16 protein-coding genes are annotated in these 19,653 nt (G+C 68.9%); 6 read left to right on the top strand and 10 right to left on the bottom strand.

The features are described 5' to 3' along the window. Window positions 1-18: 18 nt before the first annotated feature. The 4 genes from QZM15_RS08930 to QZM15_RS08915 all read right to left on the bottom strand — a co-directional run bounded on the left by QZM15_RS08930 (window position 19) and on the right by QZM15_RS08915 (window position 4,613). Complete coding sequence (locus QZM15_RS08930; protein WP_302106222.1) at window positions 19-1,311, bottom strand: MFS transporter; 1,293 nt, start codon at window positions 1,309-1,311, stop codon at window positions 19-21. Between the two features lie 97 nt (window positions 1,312-1,408). Further along, window positions 1,409-2,326 (bottom strand): dihydrodipicolinate synthase family protein, encoded by a 918-nt coding sequence (locus QZM15_RS08925; protein WP_059574794.1) that lies wholly within the window; start codon window positions 2,324-2,326, stop codon window positions 1,409-1,411. An 8-nt stretch (window positions 2,327-2,334) separates the two neighbouring features. Continuing rightward, window positions 2,335-3,507: an L-rhamnonate dehydratase gene (locus QZM15_RS08920; protein ID WP_302106221.1), complete on the bottom strand. Its 1,173-nt coding sequence runs from the start codon at window positions 3,505-3,507 to the stop codon at window positions 2,335-2,337. A 50-nt stretch (window positions 3,508-3,557) separates the two neighbouring features. After that, window positions 3,558-4,613, bottom strand: coding sequence for a 4-hydroxythreonine-4-phosphate dehydrogenase PdxA (locus QZM15_RS08915; RefSeq protein WP_302106220.1), 1,056 nt, complete (start codon window positions 4,611-4,613; stop codon window positions 3,558-3,560). A 119-nt stretch (window positions 4,614-4,732) separates the two neighbouring features. Here QZM15_RS08915 and QZM15_RS08910 point away from each other — a divergent pair, with 119 nt between their 5' ends. Then, window positions 4,733-5,680 carry a LysR family transcriptional regulator gene (locus QZM15_RS08910; protein WP_302106219.1) on the top strand — a complete coding sequence of 316 codons (948 nt, stop codon included), beginning with the start codon at window positions 4,733-4,735 and terminating at the stop codon, window positions 5,678-5,680. A gap of 261 nt (window positions 5,681-5,941) precedes the next feature. Here QZM15_RS08910 and QZM15_RS08905 read toward each other — a convergent pair whose 3' ends face one another. From QZM15_RS08905 to hchA, 4 genes are all read right to left on the bottom strand, one after another. Continuing rightward, complete coding sequence (locus tag QZM15_RS08905) at window positions 5,942-7,213, bottom strand: MFS transporter (protein WP_060968093.1); 1,272 nt, start codon at window positions 7,211-7,213, stop codon at window positions 5,942-5,944. Between the two features lie 383 nt (window positions 7,214-7,596). After that, the gene (locus QZM15_RS08900; protein WP_059574784.1) at window positions 7,597-8,682 is read right to left on the bottom strand and encodes an ATP-binding protein; all 1,086 of its coding nucleotides are present in this window, start codon (window positions 8,680-8,682) and stop codon (window positions 7,597-7,599) included. Continuing rightward, window positions 8,679-9,416, bottom strand: a complete 738-nt coding sequence (locus QZM15_RS08895) for a response regulator (RefSeq protein ID WP_302106218.1) — start codon at window positions 9,414-9,416, stop codon at window positions 8,679-8,681. The genes QZM15_RS08900 and QZM15_RS08895 overlap by 4 nt, the downstream gene beginning before the upstream one ends. Before the next feature lie 121 nt (window positions 9,417-9,537). Next, window positions 9,538-10,419: a glyoxalase III HchA gene (gene hchA, locus QZM15_RS08890; protein WP_226291073.1), complete on the bottom strand. Its 882-nt coding sequence runs from the start codon at window positions 10,417-10,419 to the stop codon at window positions 9,538-9,540. A 358-nt stretch (window positions 10,420-10,777) separates the two neighbouring features. Between hchA and QZM15_RS08885 the strand changes: the two genes are divergently transcribed. Continuing rightward, window positions 10,778-12,445 (top strand): fatty acid--CoA ligase, encoded by a 1,668-nt coding sequence (locus QZM15_RS08885; protein WP_275905288.1) that lies wholly within the window; start codon window positions 10,778-10,780, stop codon window positions 12,443-12,445. Between the two features lie 294 nt (window positions 12,446-12,739). Next, window positions 12,740-15,505 (top strand): LuxR C-terminal-related transcriptional regulator, encoded by a 2,766-nt coding sequence (locus QZM15_RS08880; RefSeq protein ID WP_302106217.1) that lies wholly within the window; start codon window positions 12,740-12,742, stop codon window positions 15,503-15,505. A 24-nt stretch (window positions 15,506-15,529) separates the two neighbouring features. Here the strand turns inward: QZM15_RS08880 and QZM15_RS08875 are convergent, their stop codons facing one another. Beyond that, a complete protein-coding gene (locus tag QZM15_RS08875) occupies window positions 15,530-16,402 on the bottom strand; it encodes a LysR family transcriptional regulator (protein ID WP_124862297.1) in 873 nt (290 codons plus the stop codon). A gap of 92 nt (window positions 16,403-16,494) precedes the next feature. Between QZM15_RS08875 and QZM15_RS08870 the strand changes: the two genes are divergently transcribed. The 3 genes from QZM15_RS08870 to QZM15_RS08860 all read left to right on the top strand — a co-directional run bounded on the left by QZM15_RS08870 (window position 16,495) and on the right by QZM15_RS08860 (window position 19,182). After that, window positions 16,495-17,634: an NAD(P)H-quinone oxidoreductase gene (locus tag QZM15_RS08870; protein WP_181035497.1), complete on the top strand. Its 1,140-nt coding sequence runs from the start codon at window positions 16,495-16,497 to the stop codon at window positions 17,632-17,634. Window positions 17,635-17,772: 138 nt separating this feature from the next. Continuing rightward, window positions 17,773-18,756: a LysR family transcriptional regulator gene (locus QZM15_RS08865; RefSeq protein WP_059574772.1), complete on the top strand. Its 984-nt coding sequence runs from the start codon at window positions 17,773-17,775 to the stop codon at window positions 18,754-18,756. Between the two features lie 48 nt (window positions 18,757-18,804). After that, on the top strand, window positions 18,805-19,182 hold the full coding sequence (locus QZM15_RS08860) for a BON domain-containing protein (protein ID WP_099318171.1): 378 nt from the start codon (window positions 18,805-18,807) through the stop codon (window positions 19,180-19,182). Between the two features lie 127 nt (window positions 19,183-19,309). Here QZM15_RS08860 and QZM15_RS08855 read toward each other — a convergent pair whose 3' ends face one another. Next, window positions 19,310-19,465, bottom strand: coding sequence for a DUF3309 family protein (locus QZM15_RS08855; RefSeq protein WP_006483086.1), 156 nt, complete (start codon window positions 19,463-19,465; stop codon window positions 19,310-19,312). Window positions 19,466-19,653 lie beyond the last annotated feature (188 nt).

Below are 19,653 nucleotides of genomic sequence, written 5' to 3'. Positions count from 1 at the left end.
TGTCTCGTGTCGTCGTGGTCAGCCCTCGCAGCGCTTCGGCAGCGTCAGCGCGAGCAGGCCGGCCACCGCGAGCGTGGCCGCGAGGCTGTAGACGCCGGCCGCCGCGCTCACGTGCTGCGTCAGCACGCCGACCGCATACGGGCCGCAGAAGCCGCCGAGATTGCCGAGCGCGTTGATCAGGCCGCGTGCGCTGCCGGCCGCCTCGACGCTGCAGAGCTTCGGCGGAATCGCCCAGAACACGCCGGCCGCCGCCTGCAGGAAGAAGCCGCATCCGGTCAGGAACGCGAACGACACGGCCATCGACGCATGCGTGAGCACCGACAGCGCGAGGCAGGCGGCGAACGCGACGAGCGGCAGCAGCACGAACAGGCGCCGCTTGCCGGTCCGGTCAGACAAATACGACGTGGCGAGCATCCCGATCACCATCGCGACGTACGGCAGCATCGCGAGCAGGCCGACCCGGCCCATCCCGCCGTGCGTGAGGTTTTTCAGCAGGGTCGGCAACCACATCGTGTAGCCGTAGACGCCGGCCTGATAGCAGAAGTTGATCGCGATGAGCAGCCAGATCGTCGGGTGGCGCAGCAGCGCGCCGAACGATGCGGCCGCCGGCGTGCCGGCCGCGCGCTTGCGCTCCTGCTCGTCGCGCAACGCGTCGAGGATGTATGCCTTCTCGCGCGGCGACACCCAGCGCGCGGTCTCCGGGCCGTCGTCGGCGAACAGCATCCAGACGACGAGACACAGCACCGACAGCGCGCCCGCGCTGTAGAACAGGTGATGCCAGTCGTACGCGGCGAGGATGAAGCCGGACAGCGGCGCGGTGATCATGCCGGCGAGCGGCACGAACAGGATGACCATCGCGTTCGCGCGGCCGCGTTCGCGGTCGGGAAACCAGTGGCTGACCATCGTGAGCACGACGGGCAGCATCCCGCCTTCGGCCACGCCGAGCAGGAAGCGCAGCGCCAGCAGCTGCCACGTGTGCGTGACGAGCCCGGTCAGTACCGACAGCACGGCCCAGCTCACGAGCGACCACGCGATGAAGGTCTTGCCGCTGCCGAGCGCCGCGCGCCGGCCGCCGGGAATCTGCAGGAACAGATAGCCGAAGAAGAAGATGCCGCCGGCGAGGCCGGCCATCGTCGCGTCCATGCCGAGATCGGCGTTCATCCCGCCGGGCATCGCGAACGCGATGTTGACGCGATCCATGTAGGAAATGATGCAGGCCAGCAGCAGCGGCGGAATCACGCGCAGCCAGCGGCGGCGCGGAATGGCTTCGCCGGCGTCGTAGGCCGGGGTAGCGGGGTTCAGCAGGTTCATGGTGTCTCCATCCATCCGATGAGCGGCGGCGGCCTTCTGTCGGGCCGCCGTCACGCCGATGCGCAACGCACGCGCGTTGCGGGTGCAAAAACGGTGTCTAGCGCCCCCAGTGCAGTACGAGCGGATCGAGCCGCCGCGCCGTGTCGAGCAGCCCCGCGCGTACCAGCGGATGCAGCTCGGGCCACGGCGAGCGCGGCCGGTCACACGCGATCACGCCGCCTTCCTTCATCAGCGCCTTCGCGGTGAGGAAGCCCGACTGGCGGTTTTCGTAGTTGATCAGCGGCAGCCAGCGCGCGTACTCGTCGTATGCATCGTCGCGGCGTCCGGCGAAATACGCGTCGGTGATCCGGCGAATTCCGTCCGGATAGCCGCCGCCCGTCATCGTGCCGGTCGCGCCGGCATCGAGATCGGCGAGCAGCGTGATGCCTTCCTCGCCGTCCCACGGCCCCTCGATCGCGTCGCCGCCGAGCGCGATCAGCTCGCGCAGCTTCGACGCGGCGCCGGCCGTCTCGATCTTGAAGTACGACACCGCGTCGATCTCGCGCGCGAGCGTCGCGAGCAGCGACGCCGACAACGCGACGCCGCTCGCCGGCGCATCCTGGATCATCAGTGGAATGTCGAGGCCGTCGGCGACTTCGCGGAAGTACGCGCGCACCTGTCCATCGGAGACGCGGAACGTCGCGCCATGGTACGGCGGCATCACCATCACCATCGCCGCGCCGAGCGCCTGCGCGTGCCGGTTGCGTTCCGCGCAGATCCGCGCGCTGAAATGCGACGTCGTGACGATCACCGGTACGCGGCCCGCGACGTGTTCGAGCGTGGTGCGGGTGATGAGATCGCGTTCGTCGTCGCCGAGCGCGAACTGCTCGGAATAGTTCGCGTGGATGCAGAGGCCGTGCGAGTCGGCATCGATCATGAAATCGATGCAGCGGCGCTGGCCGTCGAGATCGAGCGCGCCGTGCGCGTCGAAGATCGTCGGCACGACCGGAAAGACGCCCTGGTAGCGCGCGTTCATGGCCGGCCTCACTCGACGATGTCGAACTGGTCGAGGAACGCCGTTTTCAGTGTGAGGCCGAGGCCCGGCACGTCGTCGCGCAGTTGCAGGAAGCCGTTCTCGGCCACCGGCTCGCCGTCGAAGATGTAATAGAACAGCTCGTTGCCGACCTCGACGTCGAACATCGGGAAGTACTCGCTCATCGGCGATGCGAGCGTGCTCATCGTCAGGTGATAGTTGTGCATCTGGCCCGCATGCGGAATCACCGGCACGCTGTACGCCTCGCACAGCGCGTTGATCTTGTGCGCCATCGTGATCCCGCCGACGCGATTCGTGTCGTACTGGACGACCGACACGGCCTTGCGGTCGAGCAGTTGCTTGAAGCCGTACAGCGAGAATTCGTGCTCGCCGCCGGAAATCGGGATGCGCGTCAGCCGGTTCAGCTCCGCGTAGCCGTCGATGTCGTCGGCGATCACCGGCTCTTCCAGCCAGCGCGGCTGATACTTCTCGAGCTTCGGCAGGATGCGTTTCGCGTATTCGAGGTTCCAGCCCATGTAGCACTCGAGCATCAGGTCGTTGTCGTAGCCGATCACCTCGCGGATCGCCGCGACCGATTTCAGGTTTTCGGTCACGCCCTGCTGCCGGTGCGCGGGCCCGTAGCCGAAGCGCATCTTGAACGCGCGAAAGCCTTCGGCCAGATAGCGCTGCGCCTCGTCCTGCATCGCCTTCAGGTCGGTGCGGTACAGCTTCGAGTAGTAGCAGGGGATCTGTTCCTTCGTGCGGCCGCCGAGCAGCTTGAACACCGGCTTGCCAACGCTTTTGCCGAGGATGTCCCAGATCGCGATGTCGACCGCCGAGATCGCCGCCATGCCGATGCCCTTGCGGCCCCACGCGTGGGTTGCGCGGTACATCCGCTGGTTCAGGTATTCGTAGTCCCACGGGTCCTGGCCGATCACGAGCGGCGCGAGGTACTGGTCGATGATGACCTTCGCGACGTGCGGCGCGAGCGCGACGTTGCCGAGGCCGACGATGCCGTCGTCGGTCTCGACTTCGACAACCGTCCACGCATGGAAGCGGAACGTGCTCATCGTTTCCTGCGGCGCGTACAGCAGATCCATCGCATTCGAGCAGAAGTTGCCCTGGGGCGGAACGGTCTTGCCTTTCCACTGGAATACGCGAGCGCGTACGGAACGGATTTTCATGATGGTGTCTCCGGGAATCGATGTTGTCGTGTGTAAAGGGCGCGCGAACGTCACGCCGAAACGGTGGGCGTGCGGCGTGCGGCGCCCATCCGGCAGGCGATCTGCAGCGCCTGCCAGGTCGCGCCGACGTCGGCCGTGCCGCGGCCCGCGATGTCATACGCGGTGCCGTGCGCGGGCGTCGTGATCGGCACGGGCAGCCCGCCCTGCACGGTCACGCCGCGCGAAAAGCCGAGCAGCTTGATCGCGATCTGCCCCTGATCGTGGTACATCGTGACGATCGCCTGGTAGTCGCCGGCCTGCGCCTTCAGGAAGATCGTGTCGGCCGGGAACGGGCCGTGGAATGGTGCGTCGGTCGGCCAGTCGCGCGACTGCAGCTTGCGCACCGCCGGCTCGATGATGTCGACTTCCTCGCGGCCGCAGCTGCCGCCGTCGCCGCCGTGCGGGTTGAACGCGGCGATCGCCACCTTCGGCGCCGTGACGCCGTTCTCGAGCAGTGACCGGTAGATCAGTTCGGATGCCTGTTCGATTCGTTCGATGCTCAACTGCGCCGCCGCATTCTTCAGCGGGATATGCGACGAGATCCGCGCGGTCCACAGGTCGCCGAGCGTATTGAACTCGCAGAAGTAGCCGGTCACGCCGAGCGCGGCGGCGAAGTGGTGCAGCTCGTCGTCATGTTCGAGGCCGCCGAGCTTCATCGCGTACTTGTTCAGCGGCGCGAAGCAGATCGCGTCGATGTCGCCGGCGAGTGCGGCGTCCAGGCACTGGTCGAGCACGGCGAGCGTCGAGCGGCCGCCCGGCGCGCCGGCCTGGCCGACCTTGACCTGCGCGGGATCGACCGTATCGACCGCGACGAACGCGGCGCGCGCGGTCGCCGGCCGGCCGCGCACGGCGGCCAGCGACGCGACGGGCTCGACGTCGATGGAGACGCCGGCGACGCGCTGGCCGGCTTCCCACAGCCAGCGGTCGCCGATCAGCACGAGATTCGCGCGGGCGGTCGCGTCGGGGCGGGCGAGCAGTTTCGCGATCAGTTCGGCGCCGATGCCGGCGGGGTCGCCGAGCGTCAGCGCGACGACGGGCCGGGTGGCGGTGGACGAGGGGGTGTTCATGCGGTGTCTCCGGTGGCGGCATGCGGCCGTTCGTTCGTCTACGGGGTTCATGCTAGGTAGACGGAATGAGTCGGTAAATTGAAAACTCTTGATGAATCGATAACCTGGAGTAATCAGAGATGGGCTCGATTGACCGACGAGATTCGACGCCGCAGTTGCTGAACCGGCTGCGCATGCGCCAGATCGCGCTGTTGCTGGCCGTGGACGAATGCTCGACGCTGCGTGCCGCGGCCGAGCAGATGGGCCTCACGCAACCGGCCGCGACGAAGATGCTGGCCGAGCTGGAGAGCGCGCTCGGCCAGCGGCTGTTCGATCGCGTCGGGCGCGGGCTCGTGCTGAACCCGGCCGGCGAGCGCGTGCTCGGCTATTTCCGCGGCATCCGCGGCAGCATGGAGGCGCTGAACCGCGAGCTCGGCGAACTGCAGCTCGGCAGCGCGGGGCGACTCGCGATCGGCAGCATCATGGCGGCGTCGCCGGGGCGGCTGACCGAGGCGCTGGTGAGGTTGAAGGCGCGTTATCCGCTGCTCGCGATCGATATCGCGGTCGACACGAGCGACCGGCTGATGCCGCAGTTGCGTGAAGGCGTGCTCGAAGTGGTGATCGGGCGCCACGTCGGGACCGATTGCGACTTCCGCGTGGTCGACGACGAGGCGCTCGCGATCATCGCGGGCCGCGACCATCCGCTCGCGGGCGCGGGGCCCGTGGAATTCGACGCGCTGCTCGATTACGCGTGGATACTGCAGCCGGCCGGCAGCCCGGCGCGCGAGGTCGTCGAGCGCGAATTCCGCGCGCGTCACCAGCCGATGCCGCGCGGGCTCGTCGAAACGGGGTCGATCCTGACCACGATGAACCTCGTCGATCGTTCGTCGATGCTCGGCGTGATTCCGCTGACGGTCGCGCAGCGCAACGCGGCGCACGGGCTCGTCGCGATCATCGATTACACGCTCGAACAGAAGCTGCCGTCGTACGGCAGCCTCGTGCGGCGCGACCGGCCGCTGAGCATTCCCGCGCAGCAGTTTCTCGCGCTGTTTCACCGGGACGGGGCAGAGGATGACGGCGCCGCGTAATGGCGCGGCTTGCCAGCCGAGGCGACCGAGTCAGCCGCGCCAGCCGCGTCGGCCGAGCAAGCCGCGCAGACCGAATCAGCCGGATCAGCCGAATCAGCCGAATCAGCCGAGCAGGCCGAGCAGGCCGATCAAGCCGATCAAGCCGATCAAGCCGATCAAGCCGCGCTGGCCGACCGGGCCGACCCACCATCGCGGAACGCAGTGAAGCGTGACGGCGACGCCAGCAGGACGACTGCGGCAGGCGAACCGCGGCGAACGGATTCAGTGCGCCGACGGCGCGGCCGGCGCGTCCGCGAGCGCCGGTATCGATTCGGACAGCGCGCGGTCCGGGCGAATCCGCAGCGCGGCGACGATGCCGATCAGTAGCATCGCGACCGAGCCGATGAACGGCACCATCCAGCTGCCCGTGCGATCGACGAGATAGCCGAACAGGATCGGCGACAGGATTCCCGAGATCGCGGAGCCGGCGTTCATCATCCCGCTCGCGATGCCGGCGTGCGTCGGCGCGATGTCGCTCGGCACGGCCCAGATCGGTCCGATCGTCAGTTCGAGGCACAGGAACGACCCCGACAGGCACAGCGCGACGCCGGCCGTCGAGTGCACGAACGCGAGCGGCAGCAGGCAGACGAGCGCGCCGACGAAGCTTGTGACGATCACGCTTTGCCGCGACATCGCGAGATTGCCGGTCTTCCGATAGATCCGGTCGCACAGCCAGCCGCCGAGCGTGTCGCCGACGACGCCCGCGAAGAACACGCCGGACGCGAACAACGCGGTCGATTTCAGGTTCAAGCCCTGGCCGTTCAGGAAGAAGGTCGGCAACCACGTGAAGAACAGCCAGGCGGTCCAGCCGTAGCAGAAGTAGACGAAGATGGTCGGCGCCATGCGCCGGAACAGCGGCCCCCACGGCGTCGGGCCGGACGGTGCGGCACGGCGGGCTGCGCGCCTGCGGCCGTCGTCGTCGCCCACCGGATGCTCGCGGAAGCCGACGATCCACCACGCGAGCCAGACGAGCGTGACCGCACCGATCACGAAGAACGCGGCGCGCCACGACAGCCATGTCATCAGCGCGGCGACGATCGGCGGCGTGACCGCGTTGCCGAGCCGTGAGAAGGAGTGCGTGAAGCCCTGCACGACGCCGCGCCGCTCGCGCGGGAACCAGTGCGTGATCGCGCGGGCCTGGGCCGGCAGCGTCGCGCCTTCGCCGACGCCGAGCAGCAGGCGCGCGGCGAACAGCAGCGTGAGGCTGTGCACGAGCCCGGTCGTGAACGTGGAGACGACCCAGATCAGCCCGCAGCCGATCAGCGTGATGCGGGCGCCGAACCGGTCGGCGATCCAGCCGCCGCCGATCTGGCAGATCGCATACGAATACGCGAACGCGGAGAACGCGATGCCGAGCTCGGTATTCGACAGCCCGAGTTCGGCCTTGATCGCGCCGGCGGCGGTCGCGAGATTGACGCGATCGACGTACAGGATGAATGAAAGCGCGCACAGCAGCCACAGTGTGTGGCGCCGTTGACGGTGGTCGTTGGGCATCTGTCTCACTCCATGTTCGTGCGCGGCGTTGCAATGACGCTGCGTTCACGGGCCGGCCCAGCATCGCGCGGCGGCGGAGACACTGTCCAATGAATCTTTGGGATCAATCGATAACCCCAGGTGTTCATTTCCGTTTCAGCCGCGCGGCTTCGGCGCGGTACGGACGCCGGCGATCGCGCGAGGCGAGGAACGGAGGGATTGCGCTACGTGGCCGTCGGCGCGCGGCTGACATTCGACCGTGCCGACGCCGCGCGCGCGGGGGCGTGCGGCGCGCGGCCGGGAAGCGGGGCGGTGCCCGTGATGGCGTACACGGCGCCGGGTTCAGCCCGCCGCTCGAACAGGTCGCGCGCGAACCGCGTGCGTGAGCGGGGAGCGGCGTCGCGCTACGCCGGAAAGCGCGCGCTATCGGGCGCCGGCACGAGATCGTCGGGCCACTGCACCTCGAACCGCGTGCCGCCCGCGCCGGTCGGCACGCACAGCGCTTCGCCGCGGTGCGCGCGCGCGATCGCCGCGACGACGGCGAGCCCGAGGCCCGTGCCGCCGGGTTGCGTCTCGTCGACGCGCCGGAATGCCTGGAACACGTGCGGCGCGAACTCGGCCGGGATGCCCGGGCCGTCGTCCTCGACGCGCAGCCGGCACATCCCGTTCTCGATGCGCGTCTGGATCCGGATCGCGCCGGGCACCGCGTGGCGGCGTGCGTTTTCCAGCAACGCGAGCAGCGCCTGGCGGATGCGGACCGGATCGCAGCGCATGTGCCGCGGGTCGAGATCGAATTCCGGATGCTGGCCGGCGGCCTGCAGCGCGTGCGCGAACGCGTCGACCACGGCGCGCACCTCGGCGGCGAGGTCGGTGTCGCGGATCTCGATGCTCAGGTGGCCGCTGTCGGCGAGGCTGACCACGCGCAGATCCTCGATCAGCCGCGTCAGCCCTTCGACCTGCGCGAGCAGGCTGCGGTACAGCGCGTCGCTCGGCGTGAACACGCCTTCGGCGAGGCCCTGCAGCCGCCCGCGCAGCACGGTCACGGGCGTGCGCAGTTCGTGCGCGATCGCCGCGTTCCAGAAGGTTTGCTCGGCGGTCACGCGCTGCAGCTCGCTCGCGAGCGCGTTGAAGTTGTCGGCGAGCAGCGCCGCTTCCTTCAGCGAACGGTCGCCGGCGACGGCGCGCGCCCCGAGATCGCCGCGCGCGACGCGGCGGATGCTGTCCGTCACCGAATTCAGCGGCACGAGGATGCGGCGCGACAGGTTGATCGCGACGACGACCGCGATCAACAGGCCGACCAGCGTGGTCGAGATGATCCACACCCACTCCGGCCCGCTCGGCAGCCAGCTCACCGTCTGGAACGACTGGGGCGAGTACTGGTACAGCAGGTAGTAGAACGCGTAGGCCGTCACGACGATCAGCACCGTGACGCCGAAGGCGATCGCGCCCATCGTCAGCGCGATCTGGCGGCTCAGGCCATCGAGTCTCACTCGCCGCTCCACAGTTTGTAGCCGACGCCGCGCACGCTTGCCGGCACGCCCGCGACGTCGAGATCGTCGAGTTTCTTGCGCAGCTTGCTCACGTGGCTGTCGACCGTGCGCTCCAGCGCGTCGCCTTCCGGCAGGCAGGTGGCCATCAGCTCGGCGCGGCTGAACACGCGGCGCGGCGCGCGCGCGAGCTGCGCGAGCAGCTTGAATTCGGTGAGCGTCAGCACGAGCGTGCGGCGCGTGCCGTCGATTTCGACCGTCGCTTCGTGGTGCTCGAGATCGATCTCGAACGGCGCCGCGCGCAGCACGCGCTGTTCGTCCTGGCGCGCGCCGCCCATCGACCGGCGCAGCACGGCCTGCGCGCGCGCGACGACTTCGGCGGGGTTGAACGGCTTGACCACGTAATCGTCGGCGCCGATGCGCAGCCCGGTCAGCTTGTCGATGTCCTGGTCGAGCGCGGTCAGCATGATGACCGGCGTGTCGCCGCGATGGCGAATCTCGGAGAGCACCTTCCAGCCGTCGACGTGCGGCATCTGCACGTCGAGCAGCACGAGGTCGGGCTTCAGCGACAGGTGGAGTTCGAGTGCGCGGCGGCCGTCGGCGGCGTGCACGGTGCGCAGGCCGTTGCGCGCGAAATAGGCGCTCAGGATCTCGGCGATCTCGGGTTCGTCCTCGGCGATGAGGACGAGCGCTTGCGCGCCTTGGCCGGCGCCGGCAGATGAAGAAAATTCGGGCATGGCCACTCGTTCGGATCCATCGGGGTTCCATTGGATCGCCATACTACCGTACGGCCCGGTCGATCGAGTGGAGACGGGCGGCCACGCCCCGGCGAGACGCCGCCCCAGGCGGCGCAAACCGTCAGTGCCCGACTTCCTTCAGCAGCGCGGCGGCAGCGAGCTTGCCGACGCCGTTCGACGCGAGCGGGCTGTCGCCCGTGATCAGTTTGCGGTCCTGATGGCAGCGGCCGGTCATGTCCTTGTTCAGCACGCGCGCGCCGAGCTTTTCGAGGCTTTGCGCGACGAGCCACGGCAGCGGGCCCGGCATGTAGCCGATGTCGAGGTTCGGCCCGGTGTCGAGCGCATCCGGAAACACGCACATCTCGTAGTCCTTGAACGGGTAGTCGCGCGGATCTTCGTCGACGGCGGCCGACAGCAGGCATGCGGGCCCGTGACACAGCGTGACGATGTGCCGGTCGTGGTCGAGCGCCCAGCGCAGCGTACGCTTGACGTCCTGGCTGTGCGGAATGCCGGCGAGCACGCCATGGCCGCCGGGAATGAACACCGCGATATACGGCGAATCGGCGCCGGGATGCTGGTCGAGCACGTCGGACAGCTTGAGCGGCGTCTTCAGCTTCGGCAGGTACTTGCGGTAGGTGCTCTGCACGGCTTCGTCGTCCTGCGGCATCGCCCAGAGTTCGAGCTTGGCCGGATTGCCGGACAGCGTCGCGATGTCGATCTCGAAGCCGGCCTTGTCCATGTGGTGCATCGGCAGCAGCATCTCGACCGGATGATTGCCGGTCGAGAACATCTTGCCGTTCGTCATCAGGACGTAGCGCTCGTCGGTCGCGATCATCAGAACTTTCCACTTGCCGCCGGTGTACGGATTCGGATAATCCGCGCCGTCGAAGTCCGTCTTCGACGACGTGTACTGCGACAGCGAATATGGCGACGGGAAATACGCATTGTTCTCCGCCGGGTCGGGTGCGGGCGTGCGGCTCATCTGCGTCGTGTCGGAAGTCATGGCTGCTCCTTGCTGGGGAGATGGGGTAGGTGGCGGGCGCGAGCCGGTGGCCGCATGCGCGAGCCGGAGAGGGCGATCCCGCATCGGCGGCGCGGCGTTCCGGTCATGTCCGGTCGGGTGAACGGGCACCCCACGGGAAGGATACGCGCTGCGATGCATCTTACAGCGGCGTGTTGCGGCGAGCGCCTCCCCGAACGGGTGGGTATCGCGTGCCAATCGCCGTGTTACGTGCACGGGCGGCCGGCGGCCGGTTTCGACAAGGGCTGGCTCCCCCCGGACAGGGGGGACGCGAAAGCCGGGCGGTCCGGTATCGTGGCCGCACGCTCGACGACCCGACCGGTCGCCCATGGAGACACTCATGAATTCCTCGTACCCGTACCCGCAAGCCGAACCGGCGCCGTCCGCCCACGCATATCCGCTGCTGATCAAGCAGTTGCTTCACGCGCCGCTGGCGACGCGGCCCGAGCAGGAGATCGTGTACGGCGACCGCGTCCGGCACGACTACTGGGCGTTCCGGCATCGCATCGGGCAGCTCGCGAGCGGGCTGTCGTCGATCGGCGTCGGCGCGGGCGACGTCGTCGCCGTGCTGGATTGGGACAGCCATCGCTACCTCGAGTGCTACCACGCGATTCCGATGATGGGCGCGGTGCTGATGACGGCCAATGTCCGGCTGTCGCCCGACCAGTTGCTGTATACGCTCGACCATTCGGGTGCACGCGTGGTGCTGGTTCACCGCGATTTCCTGCCGTTGCTGGCGGGCATGCGCGACCGGCTCGACTCGGTGCGGCACGTCGTGCTGATCGCCGACGGCGACGACATCGACCTGCCTGACGGCTTCGCCGACGAATACGAGCGGCTCGTCGCGGCCGGTTCGCCCGATTTCGCGTTCCCCGATTTCGACGAGCACACCCGCGCGACGACGTTCTACACGACGGGCACCACCGGCCTGCCGAAGGCCGTCGCGTTCACGCATCGCCAGCTCGTGCTGCATACGCTCGCGGGCATGGCGGCGTTGTCGAGCGCGCGCGATCGCGGCCGCGTGCATCGCGACGACGTCTACATGCCGATCACGCCGATGTTCCACGTGCACGCATGGGGGATGCCTTACATCGCGACCGCGCTCGGGCTCAAGCAGGTCTATCCGGGCCGTTATTCGCCGGACGGACTGGTCGCGCTGATCGCGCGCGAAGCGGTAACGTTCTCGCATTGCGTGCCGACGCTGCTCGCGATGATTCTCGACAGCCCGGCGTCGGCGGCGGCCGACCTGTCGGCGTGGAAGGTGATCGTCGGCGGCTCGCCGCTGTCCGACGGGCTCGCGCGGGCAGCGCTCGCGCGCGGGATCGAGGTCTACACCGGATACGGGATGTCGGAAACCTGCCCGCTGATGACGATCGCGCAGATCGACCCGCCGCGGGCGGGCGGCGGCGCGTCGGCCGACGACGACATCGCGCGCCGGACGAAGGCGGGCTTGCCGTTGCCGCTCGTCGACCTGCGCATCGTCGACGCGCAGTGTCGCGACGTGCCGCACGACGGCCGGTCGGCGGGCGAGGTCGTCGTGCGGATGCCGTGGGCGACGCCCGGCTATCTCGGCGACGCGCAGGCGTCGGCCGCGCTGTGGGCGGGCGGCTACCTGCATACGAACGACATCGGCGTGATCGATCCCGACGGCCGGCTGCAGATCACCGACCGGATCAAGGACGTGATCAAGACGGGCGGCGAATGGGTGTCGTCGCTCGAACTCGAGGACATCCTGTCGCGCCACCCGGCCGTGCGGGAGGCAGCGGTGATCGGCGTGAAGGATGCGCGCTGGGGCGAGCGTCCGCTCGCGCTGGTCGTCCTGACCGACGAGCAGGTCGGCCGCGTCGGGCCGGACGAGCTGAAAGCGCATGTGAAGCAGGTGGCCGACCGCGGGCTGATCTCGCGCTATGCGGTGCCGGAACGGCTGCTGATCGTCGACGCGATCGAGAAGACGAGCGTCGGCAAGATCGACAAGCGCGCGCTGCGCGAGCGCTACCAGCCCGATTGAGCGGCGCGCCCGGCCGCCGCCGGCGCCGGCCGCTCGGGACGAGGCGACTTCCTCCCCGCCGGATACCCCCCGAATGGGGGGCTGAACAGCGCGCGCCGGTTCGAGAACAATGCGGGTCCCATGTCGCGGCCGATATGCGCAGCGTGCGCACACGCCGGTACGGACATCACCTACTTTTGACGGCCGGCGCCGAATCGTTATGCTGTTTGCGGCGCACGGCGAGACCGGGCCGGTCGACGGCTTCGCTCGCGGTGCCGGCGGACACGCGATCAGCGCGAGGAGAACAGGAGCAGCATGGCGCCGACGGACAGCAGACAACCGGCCCGCCCGCCGGACACCGATGCGATCGAAGTGCTGGTGCGCACGAAGCTGGCGCCGGCGTCGGCCCGCGGGATCGTGGCGCGCATCGCGCGGCTCGGGCGGGTCGGGCGTGGCCTCGACCGTCGGTTGACGCTCGTGAGCGCGCCGGCCGGTTACGGCAAGACCACGCTGCTGGCGGAGTGGCGCCAGGCACTGGTGGCGTCGGGCGTGAAAGTCGCGTGGGTGAGTCTCGACCAGGACGACGACAACGCGTCGATCTTCGCGTCATACGTGGTCGCCGCGATCGTCGACGCGACCGGCGGCGTCGGCGCCCGCGCGCGGCAGTTGTTGCGCGATCGCGCGCTGATTCCGCTGAAGACCGTATTCGACGAACTGCTCAACGAACTGGACAGCGCGGGCGTCGACCTGTTCCTGATGCTCGACGACTTCGATCGCCTCGCGTCGCCGGTCATCCACGACGCGATGTTCGATCTGCTGCGCTACGCGCCGTCGAACCTGCATGTCGTGCTGTCGTGCCGCTCGGTGCCCGCGTTGCCGCTCAGCTATTTCGAGTCGCGCGACGAGCTGGTGCGGGTGGACGAGAACGACCTGCGCTTCGACGACGCGGAGACGCGCGCATTCTTCGAGCGGGTGGCCGGCAAGCCGCTCAATGCGGAAAACGTCGGGCGCCTTCGCGCGGCGACCGAAGGCTGGGTGTCGGGCCTGCAACTGGCGGCCCTGGCGCTGCACGACGACAGCGACGCGGCGCGCGTGGCCGAACAGGTCGGCCGCGCGCGTGCCGGCATCGCCGCGTACATGAACGAGAACGTGATGACGCAGGTGCCGGACGCGATCCGCCACTTCCTGCTGCATACGGCGGTGCTCGACCGGATGACGCCGGCGCTGTGCGATGCGCTGACCGGTCGCGACGATGCGCTCGACTGCCTCGAATGGCTGAGCGCGCACAACCTCTTCATCCGGTCGATCGACGGCGACCGCCAGCGCTACCGTTATCACGCGCTGTTCCTGCACTACCTGCGGGAGGAGCTGGCGCTGCGGGAGCCCGGCGCGGTGGCCGCGCTGCATCGCCGCGCGAGCGCGTGGTACGCGGCCGAGCGGCAATGGCCGGACGCGGTCAGGCACGCGCTCGCGGCCGGCGACTTCGACGCGGCCGCCGGCTGGGTCGAGGCGTGCGCGATGAAGCTCATCGCGTCGAGCGACGTGCGTACCGTGCTCGACTGGGTGTCGCGCCTGCCCGCGCAGGCGCTGACGGGCCGCCTGCGGCTGCGGATCGCGCATACGTGGGCGCTCGCGCTGTCGATGCAGATCGTCGATGCGCGGCGCGCGCTGGAAGCGCTGGAAGCCGACATCGAGATCGGGCGGCTCGATACCGATGCCGTCACGGCGACCGAACTGCTGGCCGTGCGCGCGCTGATCGCCGGGCTGTCGGATCGCAGCATCGAATCGCTGCAGCTCGGTGAGCGCGTGCTGGCGGCCGCACCGCCGGCCGGTTCCTGGGTCGAGCAGATCGGGCAGACGACGCTGATCTTCGGGCTGGGCTACGCGGGCCGCCTCGGCGACGTGCTAGATCTCGGCGCGCGCGCGGAGCACGCGGGGTCGGGGCACGAGCCGCTTTACGCGAACGTGTACCGCCAGAACATGGCGGGCCTGGCCGAGTTCGTCGCCGGGCGGTTGCACGACGCGTCGAAGACGTTCGAGACGGCACTGCGGGCCGCCGAACGCTCGGCGGGGCGCCTGTCGGCGGCGACGGCGCTGTCGGCCGGCTACCTGTCGGCGATCTATTACGAATGGAACGACTGGGCGAAGGTGCGCGACGCCCAGGCCGACCGCTTCGACATCGCGATGCAGGCTTGTTCGCTCGGGCCGTTGCAGAGGTTCATGCAGACTGCCGCGCTGCTGCAATTCCGGTCGGGGAACGACGCGCGTGCGCACGACATACTCGACGAAGCCGATCACATCGCATGCAGCCGGCAATGGCTGCGGTTGCGCGTCGCATGCATGGCGACCGGCATCCGGCTGCATCTCGCCGCCGGCCAGCCGACGCAGGCCCATCGTGTGGGGCGCGCGCTGGCGTCGCTGGTGTCGCCCGTGCCGCCGGACGAAGCGTCGAGCCACGTCGAGACGTGGCAGATGGCGCAATCCGCGCAGGCAAGGCTGCTGCTTGCCGATGCGCGCGCGAACGAAGCCGCGCAGTGCATGGCGACCGTGCATGCGGTGCTGGCCGCGCGCGGATTCGACTGGTTCGCGGCGCAGGCCGCCGCGTTGCATGCGATCGCGCTCGATCAGGCGGGCGACGAAAGCGCGGCGCTCGCGGCGTTGGCGCGTGCGCTCGAATACGGCCAGGGCAACGGGCTCGTCCGAACCTTCGTCGACGAAGGGGCGGCGGCCGAGCGTCTGCTGGCGCGCGTACAGAAGCGTGCCGACCGCTTTCCGGCAGTCGGCGCGTGGTATCTGCGCGATCTGGCCCGTGCGTTCGACGCGCAGCGGGCATCGAGCGGGGCGCCGGCCGCGCGGCAGGGTGCGCCCGGCAACCTCAGCGCCCGTGAAGTCGAGATTCTCGACTACGTCGCGCGCGGCCTGTCGAACAAGGAAATCGCCCGCGCGCTGCGCGTCGCGCCGGAGACGATCAAGTGGCACCTGAAGAACATCTTCGAGAAGCTCAACGTGACGTCGCGCATCCAGGCGGTGCGCAGCGGGCTGGCGCTCGATGCGTCACGGGTGCGACGCGACGACGAATGACCGGCTGACGCGGCGCCGCCCGCGTCAGCCGTGCGCGGCGAACGCGGCCACGATCTCGTCGATCGCCGCGCGGATCCGTGCGGTGTGGCGCAGGTCGCGGTGCGTGACGAGCCAGACCTCGTACGGCGACTCGCGCACGCGGTCCGGCCAGATGCGTGCGAGCCCGTCGCGCTCCCCCATATGGACGGGAATCTCGCCGACGCCGAGGCCCGCGCGCAGCGCCGCACGCAGCATCAGGTTCGAGTTCGTGCGCGTGACGATGCGCCCGCCGTCGATCGGTTCGCCGGCGAGGGTCGGCTTGCGGCTGGCGTCGACGTACGGCTGGTAGACGGCGAGGTCGTGGCCCGCGAACGCGCGGCCGCGCTCGGGTTCGCCGTGCCGGTGCAGATAGTCGGGCGACGCGAACAGGCCCATGTCCCAGCGTGCGAGACGGCGCGCGACAAGATCGGGGTTCTCGGGCCGCACCGTGCGGATCGCGATATCGGCTTCGCGTTTCGCGAGATTCAGGATGTGCGTCGACGTGTTCAGCGCGACGGAGACGTCGGGATGTTTCGCGTGCAGCCGCGCGATCGACGGCATCACGAACTCGATCGCGAGCGCGTCGGTCGTCGTGATCTTCACCTCGCCGGCGAGCCGCCGGTCGACGCCCTGCGTCAGTCGCACCAGCTCGTGCGCGTGCTGCTCCATCGCCTCGGCGGCGCGCAGCGCCAGTTCGCCGACCGGCGTGGGCAGATAGCCTTTCGACGAGCGCAGGAACAGCGTCGCGCCGAGCATGTGCTCGAGCGTCGCGAGCCGCCGCCCGACCGTCGCCTGATCGACGCCGAGCGTGCGCGCCGCGCGGCGCAGCGTGCGCTCGCGATGGATCGCAAGAAAGACGCGCGCGTCGTCCCAGTTCATCGTGTGTCCCGACTGATGCATTTTTGCATTCCCCGACCGGTAATTCGCTGCGTGCCCGCACGCGGCATCGCCCATAGACTGGCTTCACTTACATGGCGATGCCGCGATTCGGGGATGGCCCGCGAATCGGCCGCGCATCGACGAACGTTGAGGATCATATCGTGACTGATGACGCGAACGCCCTTCCCACCCACATGACGGCGATCGAAATCGTGCGTCCCGGCGGCCCCGACGTGCTCGTGCCCGCGACCCGCGCCGTACCGGCGCCTGGCCCCGGCGACGTGCTGATCCGGATTCACGCGGCCGGCGTCAACGGCCCCGACGTATTCCAGCGCAAGGGGCTGTACGATCCGCCGCCTGGCGCGTCCGACATTCCCGGCCTCGAGATCGCCGGCGAGGTCGTCGCGATCGGACGCGACGTCACGCGCTTCGCCGTCGGCGATCGTGTCTGCGCGCTGATTCCCGGCGGCGGCTACGCGGAGTACGCGGTGGCGAACGAGAGCAACACGCTCGCGATTCCCGACGGCCTCGGGATGGCCGAGGCGGCGGCGCTGCCGGAAACCTTCATGACGGTGTGGCTGAATCTGTTTCAGCGCGGCGGGTTCAAAGCCGGCGAAAGCGTGCTGATCCACGGCGGCGCGTCGGGCATCGGCACGACGGCGACGATGCTGGCGAAGGCGTTCGGCGCATCGGCGATCGTCACGACCGTCGGGTCGGACGCGCAGCGCGACGCGAGCATGCGGCTCGGCGCGGATCTCGCGATCGACTATCGCAGCGAGGATTTCGTCGATGCGGTCGCGCGCTTCACGGGCGGCAAGGGTGTCGACGTGGTCGTCGACATCATCGCGGGCGACTACGTCGCGCGTAATTTCGCGGCGGCCGCGATGAACGGGCGCATCGTGCAGATCGGCGTGATCAATGGCCCCGCGAAGGAGCTCGACCTGTTTCCGATGCTGACGAAGCGGCTCACGCACATCGGCTCGACGCTGCGCTCGCGCACCTACGCGGAGAAGGCGCAGATCATTCGCGAGCTCGAGGAGGCCGTGTGGCCGCTGATCCGGCAAGGCACGGTCAAGCCGCAGGTCTATCGGCTGTTCGATCTGCGCGACGCGCGCGCGGCGCACGAGCTGATGGATTCGGGGCGGCATATCGGCAAGATCGTGCTGGCGACGCCGGCCGCGGATCGTTCGCTTCGGGCGGCCGTCGATGCAAACGCCAAGCATTCCACATGATCGGCCGCGGCTTCAGCCCCCCGGTCGGGGGGCTGAAGCCGCGGCGCGGATGGCCCGACAATCGACGACATCGAATGCGCCGCCGCGCTCCGCCGGCGCGTCGCATGGATGCAGCACCGGACCGGACGATCAATCGAAATGGACATGCTCGAAAACATGCGGACATTCGTGCGCGTCGTGCAGGCCGGCAGCTTCACCGCCGTCGCGAAACAGGCCGATATGGCGACCGCGCAGGTGTCGCGGGCCGTCGCGAGCCTGGAGGCGTATGCGCAGATTCGGCTGCTGAACCGGACCACCCGAAAAATCGCGCTGACCGACAGCGGGCGCCGCTATTTCGAGCGCCTGCAATCGATCCTGGGCGAGGTCGACCAGGCGAATGCCGAGGCCCGGAACGCGCTGATCCGCCCGTACGGACGCTTGCGCGTGCATACGATGCCGGGGCTCGGACAGAGCCACGTGACCGCGTCGGCGGTCGCCTATCGGGCGCGCTTTCCCGAAGTCGCCATCGAGATGACGTATTCGCAACGGATGCCCAATCTCGTCGAGGAAGGCTACGACGTCTCGGTCGTGACGGCCGCGAGCCTGCCCGACTCCGCCTGCATCGCGCATTCATGCGGCACGTCTTTCAGCGTGCTGGTCGCGTCGCCGGCCTACCTCGCCCGCTACGGCGCGCCGTCCGTGCCCGCCGACCTGGCGCGCCATACCTGCCTGCGCCTCGACACGCCGGCGGAAGCGAACGACGAATGGCTGCTGCACGGCCCCGGCGGCCAGACCGCGTCGCATGCGGTAACGGCCGCGCCGTTTCACGCGAATGCGCCGGAAGCGCTGTCGATCGCGCTGTGTGCGGGACTCGGCATCGGCTCGCTCGCGATCTATTCGGCGATCGACGACCTGCGCAGCGGGCGGCTCGTGCGCGTGCTGCCGGACTACCGGCTGACGATGCTCGACGTGTACGCGATGTATGCGTCGCGCCGCTTCGTGGACGCGAAGGTCCGCACTTTCATCGACCATCTGCGCGCGACGTTGTCGCCCGCGCTGAAAGCCGACGTGCGTGCGCTTGACGCGCTCACGGCGCCCCACGGGCGCGACCGCGCCCGTGGGTTGTCCGGTGTCACGGCCTGACGGCCGGCCCATTCGTCGTACCCGTTCGTTCCTGTCCAGGAGAATCCGATGAAGTCCCGTTTTGCAATCGTCGTTGCAGGTTTCGTTGCGTTGTCGCCGCTGGCCGGTCATGCGCAGTCCGCCACGGCCGCCGCACCCGCCGAGCAGGCGGCGTCGGCGCCCGCGTCGCCACGCGCGGCAAAGAAGGCCGAACGCGCGGCCGACCGTGCATTCGCGAAGAAGGTTCGCCAGGCGATCGTCAGAGCGCCCGGCGTCGGCCATGCGCAAGTCACCGTGTTCGCGAACGCGAAGACGGGCGACGTGACGCTGGCCGGGCAGATCACCGACGAGTCCCAGGATCGGGCCGCAGTGGATGCGGCCCGCCGGGTACCGGGCGTGACGTCGGTGAAGAGCAGGCTCCAGTTGCGTCTGGAGGGCGGCCAGTAACGGGCCGCGTCGACGGCATCGGGTGCATGTCTTCGCGGGCTTCGTCGTGTAAAGAATCCACGGCGAAGGCTGCGGAAGGCACGCACCCGTGCCGGCTGTGACGCGTCCCCTCGCCGGTGCCGGAGCGTCAGATCCGACCGAGCAGCACCAGTATCACGACAATGACGACGATCAGCCCGACGGTCCCCGATGGCCAGTAGCCCCAGCTTCGGCTATGCGGCCATGCAGGAAATGCTCCGATGAGCAGCAGAATCAGAACGATGATGAGGATCGTACCGAGCATCGCATCCCTCCTGGATTTATTCGACACGGTGTGGGCTGACGCAATTCGCGTGCCGCGACGCGGTGGCCGATGAAAGGCGGCGCGAGGGCGTCGTTTGAATGTTCTGAATTCACACGATGAATACCCGATGATTCAAAAAATAAATTTCAAAAATGCCCGCCCGGTCGCTATGCTGGGCCTTCGGTTTT

The sequence above is a fragment of the Burkholderia sp. AU44665 genome (assembly GCF_030504405.1).
GTDB lineage: Bacteria > Pseudomonadota > Gammaproteobacteria > Burkholderiales > Burkholderiaceae > Burkholderia > Burkholderia semiarida.
Note: the sequence above shows the minus strand (reverse complement) of the source record. Positions and strands in the feature narration are given on the sequence as shown.